Origin of the sequence: Mycobacterium shinjukuense (genome assembly GCF_010730055.1) — a bacterium.
Classification (GTDB): domain Bacteria; phylum Actinomycetota; class Actinomycetes; order Mycobacteriales; family Mycobacteriaceae; genus Mycobacterium; species Mycobacterium shinjukuense.
The window spans coordinates 912,059-938,273 of sequence record NZ_AP022575.1; the positions used below are offsets into that span (position 1 = coordinate 912,059).

Below are 26,215 nucleotides of genomic sequence, written 5' to 3' on the forward strand. Positions count from 1 at the left end.
ACTGCCCAGGTTAGCAGTCGGTTACGTTTTCGCCCAAAAGCGGAATCCCTGGCCTGCCGGGATGTCCAATGTGAGGCAGCATGACACAGGTGAGTCTTCCGAACCCGGTGGCGGCAAACAGGCGGCGGTCGCCCGCTCGATCCGAGCGCATCTTCGACGGCTACAACACCTCGGATGCCTACTCGAAGGCTTTCGACGAAATGTTCGATGCGCAGGGCAACGTCCGCGGCCCGTACAAGGGTATCTACGCCGAGCTGGCACCCTCGGACGCCTCAGAGCTCAAGGCCCGGGCCGACGCGTTGGGTCGTGCGTTCATCGACCAGGGCATCACGTTCTCGCTGTCGGGCCAGGAGCGACCGTTTCCCTTGGACCTGGTGCCGCGGGTGATCTCGGCCGCCGAGTGGGCCCGGCTGGAGCGCGGCATCATCCAACGTGTCAAGGCGCTGGAGATGTACCTCGACGACATCTACGGCGATCAGGAGATCTTGCGCGACGGCGTCATCCCGCGCCGGTTGGTGACCTCCTGTGAGCACTTTCACCGGCAGGCCGTGGGGATCGTCCCGCCTAACGGTGTGCGCATCCATGTTGCCGGTATCGACCTGATCCGCGACGATCGCGGCGACTTCCGGGTGCTCGAGGACAACCTGCGCTCACCCTCGGGGGTGTCCTACGTCATGGAGAACCGGCGCACGATGGCGCGCGTCTTCCCGAACTTGTTCGCCACCCATCGGGTGCGCACCGTCGACGACTACTCGGCGCACCTGCTGCGGGCGCTGCGCAACTCGGCGGCCACCAACGAGGCCGACCCGACCGTGGTCGTGCTGACCCCCGGGGTGTACAACTCGGCCTACTTCGAGCATTCGCTGTTGGCCCGGCAAATGGGCGTCGAACTGGTCGAGGGCCGTGACCTATTCTGCCGCGACAACCAGGTGTACATGCGTACCACCGAAGGGGAGCGCCAGGTCGATGTGATCTATCGGCGCATCGACGACACGTTCCTCGACCCGTTGCAGTTTCGGGCCGACTCGATGCTCGGGGTGGCCGGCCTGGTCAACGCCGCCCGCGCCGGCAACGTGGTCCTCTCCAGCGCGATCGGCAACGGGGTAGGCGATGACAAGCTCGTCTACACCTACGTGCCCACCATGATCGAGTACTACCTCCGCGAGAAACCGCTGCTGGCCAATGTGGAGACCCTGCGGTGCTGGCTGGACGACGAGCGCGAACAGGTGCTGGACCGCATCCACGAACTCGTCCTCAAGCCGGTCGAAGGGTCCGGCGGCTACGGCATCGTGTTCGGCCCGGAAGCCTCCGAGAAAGAACTGGCCGCCGTCAGCAAGAAGATCCGCGACGACCCGCGAAGCTGGATCGCGCAGCCGATGATGGAACTGTCGACCGTGCCGACCCGGGTCGAAGGGTCGCTGGCGCCCCGCTACGTCGACCTGAGGCCGTTCGCGGTCAACGACGGCGACGAGGTGTGGGTGCTGCCGGGCGGGCTGACCCGGGTGGCCCTGGTCGAGGGTTCGCGAGTGGTCAACTCCAGCCAGGGCGGCGGCTCCAAGGACACCTGGGTGCTGGCGCCGCGCGCTTCGGTGGCCCAACGAGAGCTGGGCGCCGCACGGGTCATGCGTTCCCTGCCGAAGCCAGTGCTGGAGCAAGAACTCGACGCGTCGCGGCCGATCCATCAACAAGACGAGCAACCTCAGCAGCAACAGCAGCAGCAACAGCAGCAGCGACCGAAGGCGATCCACTGATGCTCGCCCGCAATGCCGAAGCGCTGTATTGGATCGGTCGCTACGTCGAGCGGGCCGACGACACCGCGCGCATCCTCGACGTCGCGGTGCACCAGCTGCTCGAGGATTCCAGCGTCGATCCCGACCAGGCCTCCAGGCTGCTGTTGCGGGTGCTCGGCATCGAGCCACCCAACCACCGGCTGGATGTCTGGTCCTTGACGGACCTGGTGGCGTTTCGCACCAACGCCGAGGGCGGGTGTTCGATCGTGGACGCGATCTCGGCGGCGCGGGAAAACGCAAGGTCGGCACGCGAAGTCATCTCCAGCGAGACCTGGGAGTGCATCAACACCACCTACCACGGCCTACCGGAACGCGAACGTGCCGCCAAACGCCTTGGGCCACATGAATTTTTGTCGTTCATCGAAGGTCGGGCGGCGATGTTCGCGGGCTTGGCGGATTCCACACTCTCCCGTGACGACGGATACCGATTCATGGTGCTGGGCCGGGCGATCGAGCGAGTCGACATGACGGTGCGGCTGTTGCTGTCCCGGGTGGGAGACAGCGCGTCGTCGCCGGCGTGGGTGACGTTGCTGCGCTCGGCGGGCGCGCACGACACCTATTTGCGCACCTACCGTGGTGTGCTGGACGCGAGCCGTGTGGTCGAGTTCATGATGCTCGACCGGCTCTTCCCGCGCTCGGTGTATTACTCGCTGAAGCTGGCCGAACACAACCTCGATGAGCTGCTGCACAATCGGCAGAGCCGCATCGGGTCCACCACCGAAGCGCAGCGGTTGTTGGGACAGGCACGCAGCCAGCTGGAGTTCGTGCAACCCGGTGTCCTGCTCGAGTCGCTGGAGAGCCGCTTGGCGGGTTTGCAGAGAACCTGTCGTGACGTCGGAGATGCGTTGGCGCTGCAGTACTTCCACGCAGCTCCCTGGGTCGCGTGGTCGGACGCCGGCCAGCGCTGCCAACTGGTCACCGAACAAGGCGAATCCTGATGTGGCGCATGCGGGTGGTGCACTCCACCGGGTATGCATACCAGTCGCCGGTGACCGCATCCTACAACGAAGCCCGGCTGACGCCGCGGTCCAACACCCGGCAAAACGTCATCCTCAACCGGGTCGAAACAATCCCGGCCACTCGGTCGTATCGTTACATCGACTATTGGGGTACCGCGGTGACGGCGTTCGACCTGCATGCGCCGCACACCGAACTGACGGTGACCTCCGCGTCGGTCGTCGAGACCGAACGCCCGGAGCCGCCCGCGGACAAGGCCACCTGGACAGACTTGGCGTCGGACGCGGTGATCGATCGATTCGACGAAGTGCTGCGCCCCACACCGCGCACGCCCACAAGCAAACGCGTTGCCGCCGTGGGCAAGCGGATCATGAAAACCCACGAGCCCAGCGACGCGGTGGTCGCCGCGGCACGGTGGGCCCGCAGCGAACTGGAATACCTTCCGGGCACCACCGGGGTGTATTCGTCCGGGCTGGACGCGTTGGAGCAAGGCAAGGGTGTCTGCCAGGATTTCGTGCATTTGACGCTGATGTTGTTGCGCAGCATGGGAATTCCCGGGCGCTATGTGTCCGGGTACCTGCACCCGCATCGCCATGCCGCGGTCGGGAAAACCGTGGACGGACGCAGCCACGCGTGGATTCAGGCCTGGACCGGGGGTTGGTGGAACTATGACCCCACCAACGACACCGAGATCAGCGAGCAATACGTGAGCGTGGGCGTTGGTCGTGACTACACCGACGTGGCGCCGCTGAAAGGCATCTATTCCGGGCAGGGGGCCACCGACCTGGACGTGGTCGTGGAGGTCACCCGATTGGCTTAGGCGTTAGCGCCGGGGCGCCCGGGCTGGCCAATCACCCCGGCGGCTCCACCGCTCCCGCCGGTGCCACCCGGGGCAACCCCGAAGCCACGCCCGCCGGCACCACCATCGCCGCCGTTGCCGATGAACCGGGCGTCCCCGCCGCTGCCGCCGTTGCCACCGGTCATGCTCATGGCGTTGCCGAAGCCACCTGCTCCGCCGTCCCCGCCGCTGCCCATGATGACCGCGCCCAGCCCGCCGTTGCCCCCAAAGCCGCCACCGGATCCGCCGTTTCCGCCGACCCCGCCGAAGCCGAACAGCCCGGCGTCACCGCCGTCCCCGCCGGTGCCGCCGGAGGGGAACGAGGCGTAATGTCCGGTGCCGCCGTTGCCGCCGGCGCCGCCGAACCCGTAGATCACCGCCGCGCGGCCGCCGTCCCCGCCTTCGCCGCCGAAAACGGTGCTTCCGTCGCCGCCGACACCGCCGGCACCGCCGCTGCCGATCACATAGCCGGCCGCGCCGCCGCGCCCGCCCGCTCCGCCGGAGGCGCCGCCAATGCCACCACCACCGCCGGTCCCGCCGTTGCCGAACAGCGCTCCGCCGCTGCCGCCGTCACCGCCCAAACCGCCCAGGCCGGCGGGGTTGGCGGTGTTGTTGCCGCCGTGGCCGCCGGCGCCGCCGGTGCCGAACAGCCACGCGTCGCCACCGAACCCGCCGGCACCGCCGGTGGCGGTGACCGGCCCGCCCGCACCGCCGGTTCCGCCGTCCCCGCCGTTGCCGAACAGCAGACCCCCGAGGCCACCGTTGCCGCCGGCACCGGCCACACCGGTGACGACGGTGGCGATGCCCCCGGTGCCGCCGGCCCCGCCGTTGCCCAGCAGCCAGGCGTTGCCACCGAACCCGCCGGCACCGCCATCTCCACCGGTGCCGCCGGCGCCGCCATTGCCGATCAGCCCGGCCGGGCCGCCGTTACCGCCGGCGACTCCGGCGAGCGTGCTGTCGCCGCCCCGTCCGCCATTGCCGTACAGCAGCCCGCCCGGTCCGCCGGGTTGTCCCACGCCTCCGACGGTGGTGCCGTCGGCGCCGTTGCCGATCAGTGGACGGCCCAGCAACGCCTGGGTGGGCGCATTGATCGCGTCGAGTAGGGCCTGCTGGACGTTGGCGGCCTCCGCGCCGGCGTACGCGTTGCCATTGGCAATCAGGATGTGCACCAACCGGTCATGCAACGCCGTCATCCGGGTGCCGATGGACTGATAATCCCGGGCATGCGCGCCGAACAGCGCGGTGACGGCCACGGACACCTGGTCGGCGGCGGGCGCCCGCAAGCCGACCGTGTGGGCCGCCGCGAGAGTGTTGGCCTCCGTGATCAGCGAACCGACGGCGGCCAATTCGGCGGCCTTCGCCAGCATCGCCTCCGGCCCCGCCACCACAAACGACACTGGGTCACCTCCCCTCACGACGCCCGGCCATCACCTGGTCATCGTCGCTGCGCCACCACGGCGAATCGTATAGCTCGCGCTGCCGGCAACGGGTATTTCCGCGAAACAGCGGTCACGTGTTGCGCGCTGTCCCGCGCCGCCGCGTCAGCCGGTGGGCAGCATGGGTGTATGAGAGATCTACCAACAGGCGGCAGCAGGTCGAGGCCGTGCCACCTGAGCCGGGGGTGCCGGGGCGCGCTACCGCCGCGCGGTCACCGCAACGCGGTGTAGGTCGTCGCCGAGCTCGACCTGCCCGCTGAACTCGGTCGCGGCCAGGGCCCGCCACTGCTCCTCTTGCCCTGGCACCAGCGCCGGCACGTAGTGCGTCATGACCAACGATCCCACGCCGGCACGCTGCGCGGTGGCCGCCGCCTCCTGCACCGACGAGTGGTAGTCGCAAATGTCCCGTATCCGCTGCTGCGGGAGGTGCGCGACGATGTCCTTGCGGATCACCGTGTGGACCAACGCCCCGGCACCGGCGGCCAGTTCGTCCAGGCCGGCGCAGGGCACCGTGTCGCCGGCCAGCACCACCGACGCGCCATCGGCCTCGATCCGGAATCCGATGGTCGGCGCCACCGGCCGGTGGTCGGTGGGGGCCACTCGGATGGTCACACCGTCGCGGTGCCACACCGCGCCGTGGGTGTATTCGTGGACTTCCATCGGTGGTGGTGTGTTCAGGTCGGCGTGATGGGCGATGCGGTATCCGATGTCGTGGCCGAACGCGGTCAGCGTCGCCGCCACCACGTCCGCGGTGCCCGGCGGTCCGATGACCGGCAGCGGCGCCGGGTCCGGGGCAAAGTTGGTCACCCAACCGGTGATCAGCACGTCACCAAGGTCGGCGATGTGGTCACTGTGTAGGTGGGTGAGCAAGACGGCCGATAACCCGGCCGCGCCCACGCCGACAGCCGTGGCGCGCTGCAACACGCCGCGCCCGCAGTCCACCAAGAACACCTGTCCGCGCGCTCGCACCAGGGTGGCCGGACCCGCGCGATTCGGGTCGGGGATGGGGCTTCCGGTTCCGAGCAAGGTGATCTCGATCATGGCCCCATCCTTGCAACGCGAACGGGCGCAGGGCGACCCCCGCCACCGAGACGGCTGGCGGGCTCGCTGCCCGCACCGACCGTCGGCTCGGTTGTTATCTGTGTTGCCGTATTGGCTTTGCCGCTGCGCGAGTTGGCCGTAGCCTGGTTGTGAATCGGATCACGGACCGGCGGGAGGGCTTGATGCGCATCGCGGACGTCTTGCGGAACAAGGGGGCGGCGGTGGTGACGATCAACCCGGACGCGACGGTCCGCGAACTGCTCGCCGGCCTTGCCGAGCAGAACATCGGCGCCATGGTGGTGGTCGGTGAAGGAGGTGTGGTCGGCATCGTCTCGGAACGAGATGTGGTGCGCCAGCTGCACATTCACGGTGCCAGCGTGTTGTCGCGCCCGGTCTCCAAGATCATGACGACCGACGTAGCCACCTGTACCAAATCGGACACGGTCGACAAGATCAGCGTGCTGATGACCCAAAACCGGGTGCGTCACGTGCCGGTGCTCGACGGCAAGAACCTGATCGGCATCGTCAGCATCGGCGACGTGGTCAAGACGCGGATGGGCGAACTCGAAGCCGAGCAGCAGCAGCTGCAGTCCTACATCACGCAGGGCTGATTGGCCCGGCTCCTCAGCGGCCCGCCGCGCGGCCCGCATCGTCGCCGGGCGGGCTGATTGGCCCGGCTCCTCAGCGGCCCGCCGCGCGGCCCGCATCGTCGCCGGGCGGGCTGATTGGCCCGGCTCCTCAGCGGCCCGCCGCTATCGCCACGAGTAGTCGGCACGTAGCCGGGCCGCCACCACGTCAAAGGCCTCACGATGCACAACCGCGCCCTCACGGCGGATGCTCCCCTCGGGCACGTCAAGCACCCGATCCAACCGGACCCAGCACTGCCGGCCTTCGTCATCCCAATCACCGGTACCGATCCCGACCCAATCCGGATCGGTGGCGTGCCGCTGCTGGCTGGACACCATCAACCCCAGCAGGACGTCGCGGTCACGCCCCACGACGAGCACCGGTCGGTCCTCACCGCGGGTGGGGTCGTCCGGGTAGACCACCCACGTCCACACGATCTCTCCGCAATCGGCGCGGCCGTCCAGGTTGGGGGCGTAGGCCACCTTGCGGGCCCGCTGCGCGGTCGGAAAGCTGGTGTTCGTCACCGGCCGGCCCGCGGCGATCTCGGCCGGTGGTGACGGCAAACCCATCGCCATGATGTTCGCGGTGATCTTCACGGCGTGCTGCAGTTCCCGCAGCACGGTTTGCGAGTTCTGCAGCTGACGGACGACCTTCGGAGCCCCATGGACCACCAGGTTCTCCGCGAAGCGCTGGAACGTCTTCCACTGTGACTTCCGGGTGGACGCCATGTTCGCAGCATAGACGCGCAAAGCGTGTCCCGGCTGCCCTGCACGGATACGCTGGACATGCCACGAACCGCCGGTCAACCAGGCTCAACCACCCGCAAGAATCCTCGGCCCAGGAGATTCCCATCAGCAGTTTCGCCGACAAAACCTTCACCCCGCCGGCGCAGATTCGGAATTTCTGCATCATCGCTCACATCGACCACGGCAAGTCGACGCTGGCCGATCGAATGCTGCAGCTGACCGGGGTCGTCGACGAGCGCTCGATGCGTGCCCAGTACCTCGACCGGATGGACATCGAACGCGAACGTGGCATCACCATCAAGGCTCAGAATGTGCGGCTGCCCTGGCGGGTCGAGCACACCGATTACGTGTTGCACCTGATCGACACGCCGGGACACGTCGACTTCACCTACGAAGTGTCGCGCGCGCTCGCGGCCTGCGAGGGTGCGGTGTTGCTGGTCGACGCCGCCCAAGGCATCGAGGCTCAGACGCTGGCGAACCTCTACCTGGCGCTGGACCGCGATTTGCACATCATTCCGGTGCTCAACAAGATCGACCTGCCCGCGGCGGACCCCGATCGCTATGCCGCCGAGATCGCGCACATCATCGGCTGCCAACCCGGCGACGTGCTGCGCGTGTCCGGCAAGACCGGGGAGGGCGTCGCCGACCTGCTCGACCACGTGGTACGCGAGGTGCCGCCCCCGCAAGGTGACGCCGACGCACCCACCCGCGCGATGATCTTCGACTCCGTCTATGACGTCTACCGCGGCGTGGTGACCTACGTCCGCGTGGTCGACGGCAAGATCAGCCCCCGCGAGCGCATCGCGATGATGTCCACCGGGGCGACCCACGAGCTGCTCGAGGTCGGCATCGTCTCACCCGAACCGAAGGCCAGCGAGGGCCTGGGGGTCGGGGAGGTGGGCTACTTGATCACCGGCGTCAAGGATGTCCGCCAGTCCAAGGTGGGTGACACCGTGACGACGGCGCGCAACGGCGCCACGGAAGCGCTGACGGGCTACCGTGAGCCCAAGCCGATGGTCTACTCGGGCCTGTATCCGGTCGACGGCTCGGACTATCCGAACCTGCGCGATGCCCTGGACAAGCTGCAGCTCAATGACGCCGCCCTGACCTATGAGCCGGAAACCTCGGTGGCGTTGGGCTTTGGGTTCCGGTGTGGTTTTCTCGGGCTGCTGCACATGGAGATCACCCGTGAGCGCCTGGAGCGCGAGTTCGACCTGGACCTGATCTCGACCTCCCCCAATGTGGTGTACCGGGTGCACAAAGACGACGGCACCGAAATCCGGGTGACCAACCCGTCGGACTGGCCGGAGGGCAAGATTCGCACGGTCTACGAACCCGTCGTCACGACCACCATCATCGCGCCTAGCGAGTACATCGGCACGATCATGGAACTGTGCCAATCGCGCCGCGGCGAGCTCGGCGGCATGGACTACCTGTCGCCGGAGCGGGTCGAACTGCGCTACACGATGCCGTTGGGGGAGATCATCTTCGACTTCTTCGACGCACTCAAGTCACGCACCCGTGGTTACGCCAGCCTCGACTACGAGGAGGCCGGCGAGCAGGAGGCCCAGCTGGTCAAGGTCGACATCCTGTTGCAGGGCGAGGCCGTGGACGCGTTCAGTGCCATCGTGCACAAGGACGCGGCGTTCGCTTACGGCAGCAGGATGGCCAGCAAGCTCAAAGAGCTGATCCCGCGCCAACAGTTCGAGGTGCCGGTGCAGGCCGCCATCGGGTCGAAAATCATTGCCCGCGAGAATATCCGGGCCATCCGCAAGGACGTGCTGTCCAAATGCTACGGCGGTGACATCACCCGGAAACGCAAGCTGCTGGAGAAGCAGAAGGAAGGCAAGAAGCGGATGAAGACGATCGGTCGGGTCGACGTGCCGCAGGAGGCCTTCGTCGCCGCGTTGTCCACCGAAGCCGCCGGCGACAAGGGCAGGAAGGGCTAGCTAGCCGCGCGAGCAGCCGCAGAATCGCACCGGGCGGTGCCGGTTCGTGCGAGCTTGCGTTTGCTCGGCAGCGGATCAGCTACATGGGTGCGTTGGCGGGCTGGAACACCCCGGAGCTGTCGGCTTCCTCCTCGGCACGAATCACGTGCACCACGGCGTTGATCAGCGCCAGGTGGGTGAACGCCTGCGGGAAGTTGCCCAGGTGACGCCCGGTCTTCGGCTCGATCTCCTCCGCGTACAGCAGCAGCGGACTGGCGAAGGACAGCAGCCGCTCGCACAGCCGCTTGGCGCGGCCCAGTTCACCGATCTCGACCAGCGCTGACACCAGCCAGAACGAGCAGATGGTGAACGTGCCTTCCTCCCCGGTCAGCCCGTCGTCGGTCTCATGTACCCGGTACCGCAACACCAGGCCGTCCTCGGTGAGCTCGTCGGCGATGGCCAGCACGGTGTTGCGCACCCGCGGGTCGTCGGGCGGTAGAAACCGGGTCAGCACCACCAGCAGCAGCGACGCGTCCAGCGCTTCATCGCCGTAGCGCTGGGTGAACACGCCGCGCGAGTCCACCCCGTGCTCGAGGATGTCGGCCTTGATCTCCTCGGCGATCGCCCGCCACTGCTGGGCGTAGCTCTTCTCGCCCTGACGCTCGGCTAGCTTGGCCCCCCGGTCCAGGGCCACCCAGCACATCACCTTCGACGACGTGAAGTGTTGCGGCTCACCGCGCACCTCCCAGATTCCCCGGTCGGGCTCACGCCAGTGCTTGATCGCCTCTTCCACCTGCCGCTTCAGCACCGGCCACAGGTTCTCCGGGACTTGCTCGCGGGATTTGGCATGCAGGTAGAACGAGTCCAGGATCGAACCCCAAATGTCGTGTTGGTCCTGGTTGTAGGCGCCGTTGCCGATGCGTACCGGGCGCGCGTGGTCATAGCCGGACAAATGGCGCAGCTCCGCTTCGACCAGGCTGCGCTCACCACCGACGCCGTACATCACCTGCAGCGGATGGCGCTCATCGTTGTTGGCGCCGGACACGTCGGCGATGAACGCAAAGAAGTCGTCGGCTTCCCGGTCCAGCCCCAGGGTGTAAAGGCCCCACAACGCGAACGTCGAGTCGCGGATCCAGGCGTAGCGATAGTCCCAATTGCGTTCACCGCGCGGCGTTTCGGGAAGCGACGTGGTGCTGGCCGCCAGCAGCGCGCCGGTGGGCGAGTAGGTCAACCCCTTCAGTGTGAGCGCGCTGCGCTGCAGGTATGCCCGCCACGGGTGATCGGGGAAGTTGCCGATGTTGATCCACTGCCGCCAGCACTCGGTGGTTTGCCACATCTTGTCGGCGGCCTCTTTGTAGGTCTGCGGCGCCGGGTGCTTGGTCCAGCTCAGCGCGACGAACACGTCGTCACCCTCTTTCATCCGGGTGCGTGCCCGCGCCTCGCGGCCCTCCAGCCCGATGCGCAGGTTGGTGGTCAACCGCAGCGTTGGGTGGTTGTCGGGGTGCTTGCTGGCGCGGGCGACGGCCTCGCCGTAGGCGTTGGCGGAGTATTCCCAGGTGGTGCCGACGCGGTGGTAGTCGAACGCCGGCTCGCAGCTCATCATCAGCTCGACGGTGCCGCTGACACAGCGCACCGTGCGCAGCAGGATGTGTTCGGCGTCCCAGTCCATCGGGGTGCGACGGTGGGTGTGCGACCGCCGCTCGATGTCGTGCCATGGCCCCATCACCAGCGCGTCGCGCACGATCAGCCACCCGGTGTGGGTCTGCCACGTGGTCTCCATGATCAGGCTGCCGGGAAGGTAGCGCCGCGCGGAGGGCACCGAAACGCCGTAGGGGCCCAACCGGAAATGGCCCGCGCTACGGTCCAAGATCGCGCCGAACACGCTCGGGGAGTCCGGCCGTGGCACGCACAGCCACTCCACCGACCCGGCTGGGGAGATCAGGCAGGTCGTCTCCCAATCGGACAAGAACGCGTAGTCGGCGATCGGCGGAAAGGGGTTGCGCAGCGGGGAGCTGGACGCTGTGGGCGCGCGGAAGCTCACCGACGCGGCTGCCTCGAACGCGCGAATCGCGGTGGCGTCGGTGGCTTCAGCGTCTGCGACGGTCACCGGGGCCTCGTCAGCGGGTTCGGCGTGCAGGACCATGCCGCCATCATCGGCTGTCGACCTGTCCCGCGTCCACCACCTCGGTTACCGTGCCGCCGGTCCGCCCCCGACGACGGTGGTTCATCGGGTAGCCGGGGGCACCGGCCGATCCCTGCGCGTTGGTTTCGGCCGCGGGGCCGCATAGGGTGAGTCCGGTGAACGGGTTCCTCAACTGGTGGGATGGCGTTGAACTGTGGCTTTCCGGGTTACCCTTCGTGCTGCAGACCCTGGCGGTGATGCCGGTCGTGCTGGCGGTGGCCTACCTCACGGCGGTAGCGCTGGACACCTTGCTCGGTAGGGGAATCCGGGTGATGCGCCGGGTCCGCCACTCCGACAAGGCGCCCAGGTAGCCGGATGCCGCGATCCCACGTCACCCTGGTCCTCGTCATCCTCATCGCGCTGGTGATCGTCACGTGGTTGCTCACCCACCGCGGCTGAATCCGCAGCTGGGCCCGGGCACGCTCGGAGATGACAGCCCGGCCAATTCTGTTAGGCTTCGCGGCATGCACGCAGCAGCCGATGCCCCGGGCCGCTTCGAGGGGGCGCCCCGCTGCGTGAGTCGGGCCTCGGATGCAGCGAACGTCGCCTGCGCCGTGGCCGACCTGCACTGTTGTCGCTGAGTCCCAACCCGTGCGCGCGGTTTGGTATGGGGTTCCCGACAACCCTGGCCCATCAGCGATCGCCTTTCCGCCGCCATGGGATCGTCAAAACAAAGTCCCGCACTGGAAGGCCGTCAATGCTCAACGACACCGGGAGCCTGCCGCGCTGGCGGCACCTCGTCGCGGTTGCGGTCGCGCTCGGGCTCGGTGTCGTCGCGGCCTGTCACGGTGGTCCCAGCGACGTCGTGGGCGGCCGGGGCCCCACGAACGCACCTACCAGCATCACGCTGGTCGCCTATTCGGCGCCAGAACCGGGTTGGAGCAAGGTGATTCCGGCGTTCAACGCCTCCGAGGAGGGTAAGGGCATTCAGGTCATCGCCTCGTACGGGGCCTCCGGCGACCAGTCTCGCGGCGTCGCCGAGGGCAAACCGGCCGATCTGGTGAATTTCTCGGTCGAACCGGACATCACGCGGTTGGTGAAGGCCGGCAAGGTCTCCAAGGAGTGGGACACCGACGCCACCAAGGGCATCCCGTTCGGGTCGGTGGTGACCTTCGTGGTGCGCGCGGGCAATCCCAAGAACATCAGAGACTGGGACGACCTGGTGCGGCCGGGGATCGAGGTCATCACGCCTAGCCCGCTGAGTTCGGGTTCGGCCAAATGGAATCTGCTCGCCCCGTACGCGGCCAAAAGTGAGGGCGGCAGGAATACCCAGGCCGGAATTGATTTTGTCGGCCGGCTGGTGCGGGAACATGTCAAACTGCGCCCGGCGTCCGGACGGGAAGCCACCGATGTCTTTGTCCAGGGCAGCGGTGACGTGTTGATCAGCTACGAGAACGAGGCCATCGCCGCCGAGCGGGCGGGCAAGCCGGTCGAACACGTCAACCCGCCGCAGACGTTCAAGATCGAGAACCCGCTGGCGGTGGTCACCACCAGCCCACATCTGCGTGCCGCGACCGTGTTCAGAAATTTCCAGTACACCGGCCAGGCGCAGACGCTGTGGGCGCAGGCCGGATTCCGGCCGGTCGATCCGGCGGTGGCCGCCGAGTTCCGGGCTCAGTTCCCCGTCCCGGTGAAACTGTGGACGATCGCCGACCTCGGGGGCTGGAGCACGGTGGATCCGCAGCTGTTCGACAAGGGCACCGGCAGCATTACCAAAATCTATGTGCAGGTCACCGGATGACTAGGGCGATCACACCTGACCCCCAGGCCATCCGGCCCGAATGCGGGCGATCCCGGGATGACACGCCAAGGGGGTTGTCACGCGGGGGCCTTTCGGGGCGGTGCGGCGGCACGTCCCTGCGGGTCGGTGTGGTGGTGGTGTGGCTTTCGGTGATCGTGCTGTTCCCGCTGGCAGCCATCGCCTGGCAGGCCGCGGGCGGCGGCCCGCATGCCTTCTGGCTGTCGGTCACGTCGCATGCGGCGGTGGAGTCGCTGCGGGTGACGGTGACGATCTCGGTCGCGGTAACCGCGGTCAACACGGTGTTCGGCCTGCTGATCGCCTGGGTGCTGGTGCGCGACACATTCGTGGGCAAATGGCTGGTCGACGCGATCATCGATCTCCCGTTCGCGCTGCCCACCATCGTCGCCAGCCTGGTCATGCTGGCCCTCTACGGGAACAACAGCCCGGTGGGTCTGCATCTGCAACACACCGCCTGGGGCGTGGGGGTCGCGTTGGCGTTCGTCACGTTGCCGTTCGTGGTGCGCGCCGTGCAACCGGTGCTTTTGGAAATCGACCGCGAGACCGAGGAGGCGGCGGCGTCGCTGGGCGCCAGCGACGGGAAAATTTTCACCTCCGTGGTGTTACCGTCGCTTACCCCGGCGCTGTCATCCGGTGCCGGCCTAGCGTTTTCGCGGGCCATCGGCGAGTTCGGCTCGGTGGTGCTGATCGGTGGCGCTGTGCCCGGCAAGACCGAGGTGTCGTCGCAGTGGATCCGCACCCTGATCGAGAACGACGACCGGACCGGTGCGGCCGCGATATCAATTGTGCTGCTTTCGATTTCGTTCGTCGTGCTGCTCATCTTGCGTGTCGTCGGCGCGCGTGCGGCCAGGCGTGAGGTGCTGGTCGCATGACGCCCTCGCCGGCTGTTCGCTACCTCACCCGCTCGCTCGCGCTGGCGTACATCGGCGTGCTGCTCGTCGTCCCGGTGGCGTTGATCCTGTGGCGGACCTTCCAACCCGGATTCGGTCAGTTTTACGCCTGGATCAGCACACCGGCGGCGATATCGGCGCTGAACCTGTCGCTGCTGGTGGTGGCCATCGTGGTGCCGCTGAACGTGGCCTTCGGCATCCCGACCGCATTGGTCTTGGCCCGCAACCGATTCCGTGGCAAGGGAGTGCTGCAGGCGATCATCGATCTGCCGTTTGCGGTCTCACCCGTCATCGTGGGCGTCGCGTTGATCCTGCTCTGGGGATCGGGCGGCGCATTCGGCTTCGTCGAGAAAGACCTCGGCTTCAAGATCATTTTCGGGCTGCCGGGCATCGTGCTGGCCAGCATCTTCGTCACCCTGCCGTTCGTGGTGCGCGAGGTCGAACCCGTGTTGCACGAATTGGGCACCGACCAGGAGCAGGCGGCGGCGACCCTGGGTTCGGGTTGGTGGCAGACGTTCTGGCGGATCACGCTGCCCTCCATCCGGTGGGGCCTGACGTACGGCGTCGTGCTGACCATCGCGCGCACCCTCGGTGAATACGGCGCGGTGATCATCGTGTCGTCCAACCTCCCGGGGACATCGCAAACGCTGACGCTGCTGGTCTCGGACCGCTACCACCGCGGGGCCGAGTACGGGGCCTATGCGCTGTCGACGCTGCTGATGGGGGTCGCGGTGGTGGTTCTGATCGTCCAGGTGGTTCTGGACGTCCGCCGGGCACGAGCGGCCAGGCAGGCGTGACGATGGAGGCGATGAACACGACCCACGCCATCATCGTGCGGGACGCCAACAAACGCTATGGCGACTTCGTCGCACTGGATCACGTGGACTTCGCGGTACCCGCCGGTTCGTTGACGGCGCTGCTGGGTCCCAGCGGTTCGGGCAAGTCGACCCTGTTGCGCACCATCGCCGGCCTCGATCAGCCCGACAGCGGAACCATCACCATTAACGGTCGTGACGTCACCCGGGTGCCGCCGCAGCGGCGGGGGATCGGGTTCGTCTTCCAGCACTATGCCGCCTTCAAACACTTGACCGTGCGCGACAACGTGGCCTACGGGTTGAAGATCCGCAAGCGGCCCAAGTCCGAGATCACACAGAAGGTCGACCGCCTGCTGGAGGTGGTGGGGCTGAGCGGATTTCAGGGCCGCTATCCCAATCAGCTGTCCGGAGGTCAGCGTCAGCGGATGGCGTTGGCGCGGGCGCTGGCGGTGGACCCGGAGGTGCTGCTGCTCGACGAGCCGTTCGGCGCGCTGGACGCCAAGGTCCGCGAGGATCTGCGCGGCTGGCTGCGCCGACTGCATGACGAGGTGCACGTCACCACGGTGCTGGTGACCCACGACCAGGCCGAGGCGTTGGATGTGGCCGACCGGATCGCGGTGCTGCACAAGGGCCGCATCGAGCAAGTCGGATCCCCGACCGAGGTGTACGATGCCCCGGCCAACGCGTTCGTGATGTCTTTTTTGGGCGCGGTGTCAGCACTGAACGGCACCCTAGTCCGCCCGCACGACATTCGGGTGGGCCGTACTCCCGAGATGGCGGTCGCGGCCGCCGACGGCACCGCGCACTCCACCGGTGTCACGCGCGCCACCGTGGACCGGGTGGTGACGCTGGGTTTCGAGGTGCGCGTGGAATTGACCAGCGCGGCCACCGGAGGCCCGTTCACCGCGCAGATCACCCGCGGCGACGCCGAGGCGCTGGCCCTGCGGGAGGGCGACACCGTCTACGTGCGCGCCACTCGGGTGCCGCCGATCGTCGGTGGCGTATCGGGCCCGCCCCATGACGGCGCCGACGACGCTGATACGGACCGAGCCACACTGACATCGACGTGATCCGGCGGGCTTGCCGGCCCCGCCCGTCCCGCCGGCGGCTTTTGGTCGTCTCAGGTGACATCGGCGACCATGCTCATGAGCCGTCCATCTGAGCATGAACTGCAGGCCCTAAGCGTCGCCGCACTTCGTGGGCGATGACGTTGACCCGCTCGGGCCGCATCGAGCAGATGACCCAATGGGCTCAAGTCGCCCTCGTCTTCGGCCAGCAGCCGCAGCAGCTGCTCGCGGGCCACGGTCGACACCGGCAACTCGCGCCGCTCGGCGATCGCTTCGAGCGCGGCCATCTCCTCCGGGTTATGCCGGACCTGCAGCACCTTGCTGCGGGCGCGGCCGGGCCGGGTGACCTTGACATGGCCGGGCTGCGGCGCGTCAGGGTCGGTGGTGTGCTCGGCGGCCTCGATGTCGTCGTCCTCGGCGAGCGCTCGCTCTAGCCTGTGGCTCAGCTTCTTGCTCATCACGAATTCCTCTCTTGGTATCGACGGCGGTCGGTCGGTTGGCCTTCCAGCCATTGAGGCCGTACACGACTCCGTCTTCCTCGACGGTCCGGACAGCGAGGATGTCGCCGCAGCTGGGCGAGTAGCCGATGGTGCGGGCGGTGACGCCGAACGTGCTGGCGGGGTCGGCGAGGGCTTCGTTGTCTCGTCTCAGCTAAGCCACTCATCGGCCACCGAAAACCTGCTCGAATACGATGCCGGCAGACCGTCAGACCGCTCGGCCTGCGAGCGGCCGAAACATCAGCAGCGCGAGTGATTTAACGTGCGGACATTCAGGCCGCGGTCTGGTCGGCCCGCTCGGCCACGGCCCGATCGAAGCGATCCAGCAGCACGTCAGCCACCAGCGGATGGGCGCCCAGCGGTGCCGCCATGGCGATGTGGGCGTCGTCGGCGAAGCGCTGCACTCGGTCCGGCACACGGCCGGGCGCCAGGAACCACGGCGCGATGACCACCCGGCGGGCGCCGCGTCGCCGCAGCCGGGTGACGGCTTCGGCCATTGAGGGATGCGCCAGGGTCGCAAACGCCGTTGTCGCAGCCGCCCACCGTGTTTCCGCCATCAGCTTGGTCGCCACCTCGGCGGTGCGAGCGTTGGCCGCGGGGCTCGACGAGCCGATCGCGACGACGAGCACGCCGAGCGCGTCGTCGAGCCGGGAAACCCCCAACTCGGTCACCCGCTGCCGCAGCACCGACACCAACCGATCGTCCTCACCGAGCACATCGGCCTGTCGCACGCGATCAGCGGCTTCGCAGCCGGCGATCTGGCGGGGGATGTCGACGCGGGCATGGTAGGCGTCGGCCAGCAGCAAGGGAGTAACGACGGCCTTGCCGGGGCACCCGTTCAACACGTCGACCAGCTGTGGAGAATTGTGCTCGCAGAAGGCAACTCGCACGTCGATGTGGGGCCGCATGCGCGCCAGCCGGCCCGCGACGGCCCGGGCATTGGCCGCCGACCGGGGATCGGCGCTTCCGTGTGCGGTCAGCACGAGCGCGGCGTCGCCAGCGGGGGTCATGAGGCGTGTAGCCCGCATTCGGTCTTGGCCAGCCCCTGCCAGCGTCCGCTGCGCGGGTCGGCGCCCGGTGCGGGTTTGGCCGTGCACGGCGCGCAGCCGATCGACGGATAGCCTTCGTGGACAAGGGGATTGACCAGCACGTCGTGCTCGGCGATGTAGTCGTCCATGTCCTGGTCGGTCCACGCCGCCAGCGGGTTGACCTTCACCAGCTTGAATGTCTCGTCGAAGCTGATCAGCGGGGCGTTGGCGCGGGTCGGCGCCTCGACCCGGCGCAGCCCGGTCACCCAGGCCGAGTAACCACGCAGCGCCTTGCCCAGTGGGACGACCTTGCGCAGCCGGCAGCATTCGCCGGGGTCACGAGCGAACAGGTCCTTGCCCAGCAGGTCATCCTGCTCGGCCACCGTGTGCTCCGGAGTGATGTTGAGCACCCGTACGTCATACACGGATTCGATCGCGTCGCGGGTGCCGATGGTTTCCACGAAGTGGTAGCCGGTGTCCAGAAAGATCACCGGCACGCCCGGGCGCACCTTGGCGGCCAAATCCACCAGCACGGCATCGGCCATGTTGGAGGCCACCACGTAGTTGCAGGTCGCCCAGCCGCGGGGTCCGTTGACACCGCCGAAGTTTTCTTCGGTCCACTGCAGCAGTTCGATGGCGCTGGCTCCGTCGAGATCGGCCGCGCCGCGGGCAGCCAGCTCGCGCAGCTCCAGTTCGGTCGGCCTGGCCGTCTCGCTCATCGTAGGTCGTCCTCGTCGGCCCGAATGACCCACTGCGCGAAGCGTTCACCGTCGGCCCGGTGTTTGACGAAGTTGCGCACCACCCGTTCGATGTAGTCGCCCAACTCGTGGCTGAACACCTTGTGCTGGCGCAATTTGCGGCCGAACCCGCTGTCTAGGCCGAGGCCGCCGCCCAGATGCACCTGGAAGCCTTCGACCGAGCCGCCGCTACCGTCGTCCACCATCTGGCCCTTGAATCCGATGTCGGCGATCTGAATTCGCGCGCACGAGTTCGGGCAGCCGTTGATGTTGATGGTGATCGGCACGTCAAGCTCGAGGTCTTCGAGTCGGCGCTCCAGCTCGGGCACCAAAGACTGTGCCCGGACCCGGGTTTCGGCGAATGACAACTTGCAGAACTCAATCCCGCTGCACGCCATCAGGTTCCGGCGCCAATGTGATGGCCGCCATTGCAGGCCCAGCGCGTCCAGACCGGCAAGTGCCTCGTCCAACTGGTCGTCGGGTATGTCGAGGATCACCAGCTTTTGATAGGGGGTGAACCGGATCCGGTCCGAACCGGCACGCTCGGCCAGATCGGCCACCGCGGTCAGGATGGTGCCGGACACCCGCCCGGCGATCGGGGAGACCCCGACGGCGTTGCGCCCGTTCTTCAACCGCTGCACCCCCACGTGGTCGATCGGATGCTTGACCGGCTCGGGGGCCGGCCCGTCGATCAGCGGCCGATGCAGGTACTCGGTCTCGAGAACCTCGCGGAACCTGTCGATGCCCCAATCCTTGATCAGGAACTTCAGCCGCGCCTTGGACCGCAGGCGCCGGTAGCCATAGTCACGAAACACCGACGTCACCGCCGCCCACACCTCGGGCACCTCGGCCAGCGGCACCCAGGCGCCCACCCGCTGGGCCAGCATCGGGTTGGTCGACAGGCCGCCGCCGACCCAGAGATCCAGACCCGGCCCGTGCTCGGGGTGGTTGACGCCGATGAACGCGACGTCGTTGATCTCGTGAGCGACGTCCTGCAGGCCGGAGATGGCGGTCTTGTACTTGCGCGGCAGGTCGGCGAAGTCGGGCTTGCCGATGTAGCGGCGCACGATCTCCTCGATCGCCCAGGTCGGGTCGATCACCTCGTCGAGGGACTCGCCCGCCAGCGGTGAGCCGAGCAGGACGCGGGGGCAGTCGCCGCACGCCTCGGTGGTCTGCAGTCCCACGGCGTCGAGCCGCCGCCAGATTTCCGGGACGTTCTCCACCTCGATCCAGTGCAGCTGCAGGTTCTGCCGGTCGGAGATGTCGGCGGTATCCCTGGCGAACTCGGTCGAGATCTGGCCCAGGGTGCGCAACCCGGAAGCCGACAGTGCGCCGCCGTCGCAGCGCACCCGCATCATGAAGTATTTGGCTTCGATCGTGTCGATGTGCTCGTCACCGGTCCAGGAGCCGTCATAACCCTGCTCGCGCTGGGTGTAGAGGCCCCACCACCGAAACCGCCCGCGCAGGTCGGTCTTGTCGATGCTGTCGAACCCGGCCTTGGCGTAAATGTTCTCGATGCGTTCGCGCACGTCGAGCGGGTTGCCGGCCTTCTTCATCTCCTCGTTGGCGTTCAGCGCTTCGCGATTTCCCAGCGCCCACTGGCCCTCGTTGCGCGGCGCCTTGGCGGGACGTGCCGTGGTCATTCGACGGTTCTCCTTCACGAACATCGTCGGCCCTGGCCCGCGCAGAACACCGGTTCTTCCGGCGGCGCAGATCCGGGGCCAGGCGGAGGTACTGATGGGCTGGGTCTACGACATCAAGACAGACAGCTACAGCTGCAGACACGCTTGAGGTCGATATACCGCCGCGCCACGAGCGCGATGCGCAGAGCCGAGTTGGCGACGGTCACGGGGGTCATTCTGCCATGAATCACAATCGGCGGGGCGACCAGGTCAAATTTCTGCTCATGGTGATTAAAACTACCGAGCAATCCTGGGTGGTTGGGCAAACAAAACCAGGAATAACCTGGGAGTGCCGTGCGAAGATTTGGCATGACCCCAGGTGAGGCACCGGTGGATCTGCCCGGCATGCAGGCAAGTCCGGGGCGCCCCTTTGGGCTCTACGTGCATGTCCCGTTCTGTGTGACTCGCTGCGGGTACTGCGACTTCAACACCTACACCCCGGCCGAGCTGGGCGGCGCCAATCCGGACGCCTGGCTGCAGGCGTTGCGGGCAGAGCTCGAGTTGGCCGCCGCACGGCTGGACGCGCCGACGGTCAGCACGGTGTTCGTCGGCGGTGGGACGCCGTCGCTGCTCGGCGGTGAGCGGCTGGCCACGCTGCTGGGCATGGTTCGGGAGCACTTCGCCCTGGCCCCCGACGCCGAGGTGACCACCGAGGCCAACCCGGAGTCGACCTGGCCGGAGTTCTTCGGAGCCATCCGTGCGGCCGGTTACACCCGGGTGTCGCTGGGCATGCAGTCGGTGGCGCCGCGGGTGCTGGCCACCCTGGACCGGGTGCACTCGCCGGGCCGGGCGGCGGCCGCGGCCCGCGAGGCGATGGCCGCCGGGTTCGAACACGTCAACCTCGACCTCATCTACGGCACCCCGGGGGAGTCCGACGACGACCTGCTGCGCTCCGTGGACGCGGCGATCGAGGCCGGTGTTGACCATGTCTCGGTGTATGCCCTGGTGGTCGAGGGCGGTACCGCGTTGGCCCGGCGGGTCCGGCGCGGCGAGCTGGCCGCGCCCGACGACGATGTGCTGGCGCATCGCTACGAGTTGGCCGACGCGCGGCTGTCGGCGGCCGGGCTGACCTGGTACGAGGTGTCCAACTGGTCACGACCGGGCGGGCAGTGCCGGCATAACCTCGGCTATTGGGACCGCGGTCAGTGGTGGGGCGCCGGGCCGGGTGCGCACAGTCATGTCGGCGCGACCCGCTGGTGGAACGTCAAGCACCCCAACGCCTATGCGCAGCTGCTGGCCGGCGGAACGCTGCCGGTAGCCGGCTTCGAGCGGCTGGACGCCGAAGCGCTGCACACCGAAGACGTGATGTTGAGAATCCGCCTGCGCCAAGGGCTTTCACTGGAGCAACTGGATGTCGCCGAACGCGAGCGGGCCCGGACCCTGGTCGCAGACGGCTTGCTGGTCGCCGACGGCGATCGACTGGTTCTCACCGACCGGGGACGGTTGCTGGCCGACGCGGTGGTGCGAACGCTGCTGGGCTGACCCCGGGCTCAGGCGGTATGGAACCACTGCCCGACGATGCGGGCGATCTCGATGTAGAGCGGGATCCCGACCGTGACGTTGTAGGCGAATGTCAACCCCAGTGACGCGGCCAACGGCAGGGTCGGACTGGCCTCGGGGATCGCGAGCCGCTGCACGGCCGGGACGGCGATGTAGGACGCCGCGCCGCAGAGCACCGCGAACAGCACGTAGCTACCCAGCTTGAAGTCGGTGTTGGTGAGGTAGGCGTAGCTGTGGGCGACGATGATCCCAAGCGTGGCAAAGACGTTCGGTGCGAGCAGACCGAACAAGATGAACCCGCGGCCGGCCGATCTCAGGTCTTTCAACTTGCGGGCGGCGGTCATCCCCATCTCCAGCAGGAACAGGCAGAGCACGCCCTGGAATGCAGCCACGAAGAATGCGTCGTCGTCGTGCAGCACCTTTTGCCCCTGCAACCCGCTGATGAGGCCGATGACGATGCCGCCCAGGAGCAGAACGAGTCCCGGATTGAGGAATACCTCCTGCAGCAGCTCCCGGGAAAACAGCGACGGCTTTCCGGTCTTGTTGGCCAGATCCTCCTCCGGCTCCGGGTGCTCCTGCTTTTCCAACGCGAGCTCCAGTTCCTGCTCGACCTGACGTTCGGTCTGCAGGCTTCGCCCCACAGCCGGCCGGGCGGCCGTGCCGGGTCCGACCTTCGCGGGCGGGGTGTAGCCGGGCTCGTCGGGCATGAACCCCGCCTCATCCATCCCGCGTTGCCGCAGCCGCGCTACCAGGTACAGCGCCACCAGGCAGCCGGGAATCTCCATGACGGCGAGCATCACCGGCATGAAGGCGTTGAACGCGATGCCGACGCTGGTGAGGACGGCCACGCAGGTGGCGAAGGTTCCCGCCGAGTCCGACCCGTAATATCCGGCGACGGTCGCCCGGTCGACGCGCCGCATGGCGGTCAGGCGACTCAGCAGGAGGTAGGCCACCAGGCCGATCACGAAGTTCAGGACGAAGCCCACGACCATGAACCCGACGATGGCGCCAATGCTGGACGGCTTGATCGTGGCGAGTTCCTCACCCCCGTGCCAGCCGATGGCCAACAGCAGGTACATGGTGAGGCCCTGATAGATCACATACGGGAACTCGAACCGTACCTTCAGGATCGGGATGAGGAACCCGAAGTAGAAGAACAGCAGCAGCGGCTTGAACAGGTTGTGGGTGAAGTTCACCCAGAACTCCTGCAGCATCGGCACCTCCCGAGTTCATGCGACCAGCAAGGAAGCACCGACCGTCGGCAGCGACCACGAACCTCCCAGGCAACGCTGAGAATTTAGCGAGGCTATGGTCAAACCGCCACCCTCGACGCATGCCGAACTACCAGGATTTATCGGGTATGTCCTGGCACGGCGGCCTTCCCCGGCACCCACACACCTGCGGCGGTCACATCCGCGCAGGCCATGCGGTTGGTGCGAGTTTGGTGTGGATGTGCTGTCAGTTTGCTTCAGGGTTGAGCGTCTCGGCGCGGGGGAGGAGCCAGCGACGGCTGGACGGCGATGTCGCGCTTGCGGTGCGTCACCCACCGCCATGCGGCGGGCGAGTAGTGGGTGGTGATTTCCTCGAAGCCGTCGACCCGGCAGACGGTGACAACTCCGGTGGTTTGGTTGATCGAGAGTTCGTCGCAATCGCCTTTGACTTCTTCTCCGTCGTTGAGCTTGATGACGAACATGTGGTGGTCCTCTCCGTTGATGGGCGCCGGGTCGCGATCGGGCACTGCGGGGCTGCATCGTCGGCGTTGGGGCACTCACCCGCCGGCTCCTTTCGCGTGCGAGAGCTGCACCCAGCGACCGGCGGGCCCGTGCGGGCTAGCCGAGATGGTAGGAGAATTCCCCGGATCACGACAAACGACTGCGCTGCCTGCCGGTTAAGGGTAGGCAAACGTTTAAGGTCGGTATGAGAAACCTGAGTGTGCTGAACCGGGCCAGGGAGTGGTTGTTGCCGGCGGCGTGAGCTCGTGGGACGTCCACGTGGGGGACGATGGCACGTCGCTAAATAGGTTAGGCTACATTTACTAACTGTGACGGAGGCCAGCGCGCAGACGAGTTCTGTCGGCACCGCGTCACTGTCCGTTCCATTGCCCGCCGACATCAACCCAGCCGACCTGGCCGCCGAGCTCGCCGCTGCGCTTTCCGAGCCCGCCGGCGAGGACTACCTGCTCTACGAGTACGACGGCCACTGGGTTCTGGCCGCGGGTGTGCGGGCGAGGGTAGAGCTGGACAGCGACGAACTGCGTGTCATCCGCGACGGTGTGACTCGGCGCCAGCAGTGGTCCGGACGGCCCGGATCGGTCCTGGGTGAAGCCATCGACCGGCTGCTGTTGGAGACTGAGCAAGCCCTCGGCTGGGTCGCCTTCGAATTCGGCGTCTATCGATACGGGCTGCAGCAGCGGTTGGCGCCGCGCACCCCACTGGCGCGGGTTTTCTGGCCCGCTACCCGCATCGTGGTGACCCAGCGAGATATTCGCCTGTGGGGCGCCGGGACTCGTCACCGCGAAGTGATAGACCGGTTACTGGCTTCCGGGGTGCCCGACCTGGCGCGGCCCCGGGCGCTCGACCTATCCGCCGATCCATCCGGCTACCGCGATCGGGTGGCGGCAGCCGTCGCAGAGATCATCGCCGGCGGTTACCACAAGGTGATCCTATCCCGTTGTGTCGAAGTGCCTTTCGCGCTCGACTTCCCGTCGACTTATCGACTGGGTCGGCGGCACAACACCCCGGTGAGGTCGTTTTTATTGCGGCTCGGTGGAATTCGTGCATTGGGTTACAGCCCTGAGCTAGTCGCGGCCGTCCATCCCGACAGGGCGGTGATCACCGAGCCGTTGGCCGGCACCCGCGCGCTGGGCCGCGGTCCGGCGCATGACCGACAGGCCCGTGACGATTTGGAATCCAACTCCAAAGAGATTGTCGAGCATGCTATCTCGGTGCGTACCTCGCTTCAGGAGATTGCCGAGATCGCCGAACCGGGTACCGCGGCCGTCACCGACTTCATGGCGGTGCGTGAGCGCGGCAGTGTGCAGCACCTGGGTTCGACGATCAGCGGGCGCCTGGACCCGTCCACTGACCGGATGGAGGCTCTGGAGGTGCTCTTCCCCGCGGTCACCGCGTCCGGAATCCCCAAAGCGGCCGGCGTGGAAGCGATCTTGCGTCTCGACGAACGCCCGCGCGGACTGTATTCCGGTGCGGTCGTGATGTTTTCGGCAGACGGTGGACTCGATGCCGCGCTCATCTTGCGGGCGGCCTACGAACGCGACGGGCGGACCTGGCTGCGGGCCGGCGCCGGCATCATCGAGGCGTCGGAGCCCGAGCGCGAGTTCGAAGAGACCTGCGAGAAGCTCTCCACGTTGGCGCCGTATCTGGTCGAACGTCAGTAGCGCCCGATTTCGCTGGCGCGCCAGGCGCACGCGCTTCGACGTGCTGTCCGGCGTGGCCGAACGCGTCCCCGGGTTGTGACCAACGCACATCCGGCGGAGGGACTTTAGTCCCTAGTTTGGCCGGTTTCAGCATGGCTGACTTGAATGTAACCAGTGTTTACAGTAACTTGACCGTTACTGATATTTACAGATAACTGGGAGATTCCATGTCCAAGGGCTTGACCAACCTACAGCTACTTCACGAGCTTGAGCCTGTGGTCGAGCGACTGCTCAACCGCCACCTGTCGATGTTCAAGGAATGGAATCCACACGACTACATTCCGTGGTCGGATGGTAAGAATTACTACGCCCTGGATGGGCAGGACTGGGAGCCCGGTCAGAGCCAGCTCTCCGATGTGGCTCAGGTTGCGATGGTGCAAAACCTGCTGACAGAGGACAACTTGCCGTCGTATCACCGTGAGATCGCGATGAATTTCAGCATGGACGGCCCGTGGGGGCAGTGGGTCAATCGGTGGACCGCCGAGGAGAACAGGCACAGCACCGCGCTGCGCGACTATCTGGTGGTGACCCGCGCGGTCGATCCCGTTGAGTTGGAGATGCTACGCCTTGAGCAAATAACCAGGGGATTCAGCCCGGGCCAGAACCACCAGGGCGATATGTTTGCTGACAGTCTGTTCGACTCCGTGATGTATGTCTCTTTCCAGGAATTGGCCACGCGCGTCTCGCACCGCAACACCGGAAAGGCCTGCGACGACACCATCGCCGACCAGCTGCTCGCCAGGGTGTCGGCGGATGAAAACCTGCACATGATCTTCTATCGGGACGTCAGCGCGGCGGGCCTGGACATCGCGCCCAACCAGGCGATGAAGTCGCTGCACCGGATTCTGCGCAACTTCAAGATGCCCGGCTTCACGGTGCCGGAGTTCCGGCGCAAGGCCGTGATCATCGCCGTCGGCGGTGTCTATGACCCGCGGATCCACCTCAACGAGGTGGTCATGCCGGTGTTGCGCAAGTGGCGGATTTTCGAGCGCGAAGACTTTACCGGCGAGGCCGCGCGGATGCGCGACGATCTCGCCGTGCTGATCAAGGAGCTCGAGCAAGCCAGCGACAAGTTCGACGAGTCCAAGCAGCGCTACCTGGAGCGGCAAGCCCGCAACACCGAGCGGATCACGGCCAGTAAGGTGCTGAAAACCAAAGGGACGCTGACGCTCAGCGGACACTAATCGCGGCTGAGGTCTTCGCGGGCGTTCGTCATCGCGGTCGGCACGCAGGCGGCCCAGGCCGAGAACGCACCGGCAGAT

General features: G+C 67.0%; 23 protein-coding genes. 13 read left to right on the forward strand and 10 right to left on the reverse strand.

The window, feature by feature from the left end; all coding sequences use genetic code 11:
• Window positions 1–80: 80 nt before the first annotated feature.
• From G6N20_RS03985 to G6N20_RS03995, 3 genes are read left to right on the forward strand one after another with little or no spacing between them, the layout of a single operon-like run.
• Window positions 81–1,751 (forward strand): circularly permuted type 2 ATP-grasp protein, encoded by a 1,671-nt coding sequence (locus G6N20_RS03985; RefSeq protein ID WP_083046302.1) that lies wholly within the window; start codon window positions 81–83, stop codon window positions 1,749–1,751.
• Window positions 1,751–2,728, forward strand: coding sequence for an alpha-E domain-containing protein (locus G6N20_RS03990; protein WP_083046303.1), 978 nt, complete (start codon window positions 1,751–1,753; stop codon window positions 2,726–2,728). The genes G6N20_RS03985 and G6N20_RS03990 overlap by 1 nt, the downstream gene beginning before the upstream one ends.
• The gene (locus G6N20_RS03995) at window positions 2,728–3,567 is read left to right on the forward strand and encodes a transglutaminase family protein (protein WP_083046304.1); all 840 of its coding nucleotides are present in this window, start codon (window positions 2,728–2,730) and stop codon (window positions 3,565–3,567) included. Before G6N20_RS03990 ends, G6N20_RS03995 begins: the two co-directional genes overlap by 1 nt.
• On the opposite strand, the gene G6N20_RS04000 is transcribed toward G6N20_RS03995, so the two are convergent.
• Window positions 3,564–4,982 (reverse strand): PE family protein, encoded by a 1,419-nt coding sequence (locus G6N20_RS04000; RefSeq protein ID WP_083046305.1) that lies wholly within the window; start codon window positions 4,980–4,982, stop codon window positions 3,564–3,566. The genes G6N20_RS03995 and G6N20_RS04000 overlap by 4 nt on opposite strands.
• A gap of 237 nt (window positions 4,983–5,219) precedes the next feature.
• Window positions 5,220–6,062 (reverse strand): ribonuclease Z, encoded by an 843-nt coding sequence (locus G6N20_RS04005; protein ID WP_083046306.1) that lies wholly within the window; start codon window positions 6,060–6,062, stop codon window positions 5,220–5,222.
• Between the two features lie 182 nt (window positions 6,063–6,244).
• Between G6N20_RS04005 and G6N20_RS04010 the strand changes: the two genes are divergently transcribed.
• Window positions 6,245–6,673 carry a CBS domain-containing protein gene (locus G6N20_RS04010; RefSeq protein WP_083046348.1) on the forward strand — a complete coding sequence of 143 codons (429 nt, stop codon included), beginning with the start codon at window positions 6,245–6,247 and terminating at the stop codon, window positions 6,671–6,673.
• A gap of 141 nt (window positions 6,674–6,814) precedes the next feature.
• Here the strand turns inward: G6N20_RS04010 and G6N20_RS04015 are convergent, their stop codons facing one another.
• Entirely contained in the window at window positions 6,815–7,417 is a 603-nt protein-coding gene (locus tag G6N20_RS04015; protein WP_083046307.1) for a type II toxin-antitoxin system PemK/MazF family toxin, read from the reverse strand.
• A 116-nt stretch (window positions 7,418–7,533) separates the two neighbouring features.
• Between G6N20_RS04015 and lepA the strand changes: the two genes are divergently transcribed.
• Window positions 7,534–9,384 carry a translation elongation factor 4 gene (gene lepA, locus G6N20_RS04020; RefSeq protein WP_372516351.1) on the forward strand — a complete coding sequence of 617 codons (1,851 nt, stop codon included), beginning with the start codon at window positions 7,534–7,536 and terminating at the stop codon, window positions 9,382–9,384.
• A 79-nt stretch (window positions 9,385–9,463) separates the two neighbouring features.
• Here lepA and G6N20_RS04025 read toward each other — a convergent pair whose 3' ends face one another.
• The gene (locus tag G6N20_RS04025; RefSeq protein ID WP_083046308.1) at window positions 9,464–11,506 is read right to left on the reverse strand and encodes a glycoside hydrolase family 15 protein; all 2,043 of its coding nucleotides are present in this window, start codon (window positions 11,504–11,506) and stop codon (window positions 9,464–9,466) included.
• Between the two features lie 146 nt (window positions 11,507–11,652).
• Here G6N20_RS04025 and G6N20_RS04030 point away from each other — a divergent pair, with 146 nt between their 5' ends.
• From G6N20_RS04030 to G6N20_RS04050, 5 genes are all read left to right on the forward strand, one after another.
• A complete protein-coding gene (locus G6N20_RS04030) occupies window positions 11,653–11,856 on the forward strand; it encodes a hypothetical protein (protein WP_142271860.1) in 204 nt (67 codons plus the stop codon).
• Window positions 11,857–12,242: 386 nt separating this feature from the next.
• Window positions 12,243–13,286: a sulfate ABC transporter substrate-binding protein gene (locus G6N20_RS04035; RefSeq protein WP_083046310.1), complete on the forward strand. Its 1,044-nt coding sequence runs from the start codon at window positions 12,243–12,245 to the stop codon at window positions 13,284–13,286.
• Complete coding sequence (gene cysT, locus G6N20_RS04040; protein WP_083046311.1) at window positions 13,283–14,176, forward strand: sulfate ABC transporter permease subunit CysT; 894 nt, start codon at window positions 13,283–13,285, stop codon at window positions 14,174–14,176. Before G6N20_RS04035 ends, cysT begins: the two co-directional genes overlap by 4 nt.
• Window positions 14,173–14,991, forward strand: a complete 819-nt coding sequence (gene cysW / locus G6N20_RS04045) for a sulfate ABC transporter permease subunit CysW (RefSeq protein WP_083046312.1) — start codon at window positions 14,173–14,175, stop codon at window positions 14,989–14,991. The genes cysT and cysW overlap by 4 nt, the downstream gene beginning before the upstream one ends.
• 11 nt (window positions 14,992–15,002) lie before the next feature.
• Complete coding sequence (locus G6N20_RS04050; RefSeq protein ID WP_083046350.1) at window positions 15,003–16,079, forward strand: sulfate/molybdate ABC transporter ATP-binding protein; 1,077 nt, start codon at window positions 15,003–15,005, stop codon at window positions 16,077–16,079.
• A gap of 50 nt (window positions 16,080–16,129) precedes the next feature.
• Here the strand turns inward: G6N20_RS04050 and G6N20_RS21005 are convergent, their stop codons facing one another.
• From G6N20_RS21005 to G6N20_RS04070, 4 genes are all read right to left on the reverse strand, one after another.
• A complete protein-coding gene (locus G6N20_RS21005; protein ID WP_232065426.1) occupies window positions 16,130–16,534 on the reverse strand; it encodes a hypothetical protein in 405 nt (134 codons plus the stop codon).
• A 311-nt stretch (window positions 16,535–16,845) separates the two neighbouring features.
• Entirely contained in the window at window positions 16,846–17,583 is a 738-nt protein-coding gene (locus G6N20_RS04060; protein ID WP_083046313.1) for a sirohydrochlorin chelatase, read from the reverse strand.
• Window positions 17,580–18,320 carry a phosphoadenylyl-sulfate reductase gene (locus tag G6N20_RS04065; protein WP_083046314.1) on the reverse strand — a complete coding sequence of 247 codons (741 nt, stop codon included), beginning with the start codon at window positions 18,318–18,320 and terminating at the stop codon, window positions 17,580–17,582. The genes G6N20_RS04060 and G6N20_RS04065 overlap by 4 nt, the downstream gene beginning before the upstream one ends.
• On the reverse strand, window positions 18,317–19,981 hold the full coding sequence (locus G6N20_RS04070; RefSeq protein WP_083046351.1) for a nitrite/sulfite reductase: 1,665 nt from the start codon (window positions 19,979–19,981) through the stop codon (window positions 18,317–18,319). Before G6N20_RS04070 ends, G6N20_RS04065 begins: the two co-directional genes overlap by 4 nt.
• Before the next feature lie 348 nt (window positions 19,982–20,329).
• On the opposite strand from G6N20_RS04070, the gene hemW reads away from it, so the two are divergent.
• A complete protein-coding gene (hemW, locus tag G6N20_RS04075) occupies window positions 20,330–21,502 on the forward strand; it encodes a radical SAM family heme chaperone HemW (protein ID WP_083046315.1) in 1,173 nt (390 codons plus the stop codon).
• Window positions 21,503–21,510: 8 nt separating this feature from the next.
• Here the strand turns inward: hemW and G6N20_RS04080 are convergent, their stop codons facing one another.
• Window positions 21,511–22,734, reverse strand: coding sequence for a sodium-dependent bicarbonate transport family permease (locus G6N20_RS04080; protein WP_083046352.1), 1,224 nt, complete (start codon window positions 22,732–22,734; stop codon window positions 21,511–21,513).
• Between the two features lie 254 nt (window positions 22,735–22,988).
• Window positions 22,989–23,213 (reverse strand): hypothetical protein, encoded by a 225-nt coding sequence (locus G6N20_RS04085; protein ID WP_083046353.1) that lies wholly within the window; start codon window positions 23,211–23,213, stop codon window positions 22,989–22,991.
• A 348-nt stretch (window positions 23,214–23,561) separates the two neighbouring features.
• Here G6N20_RS04085 and G6N20_RS04090 point away from each other — a divergent pair, with 348 nt between their 5' ends.
• The gene (locus G6N20_RS04090; protein ID WP_083046316.1) at window positions 23,562–24,914 is read left to right on the forward strand and encodes a salicylate synthase; all 1,353 of its coding nucleotides are present in this window, start codon (window positions 23,562–23,564) and stop codon (window positions 24,912–24,914) included.
• Window positions 24,915–25,120: 206 nt separating this feature from the next.
• Window positions 25,121–26,137, forward strand: coding sequence for an acyl-ACP desaturase (locus G6N20_RS04095; protein WP_083046317.1), 1,017 nt, complete (start codon window positions 25,121–25,123; stop codon window positions 26,135–26,137).
• Window positions 26,138–26,215: the final 78 nt, after the last annotated feature.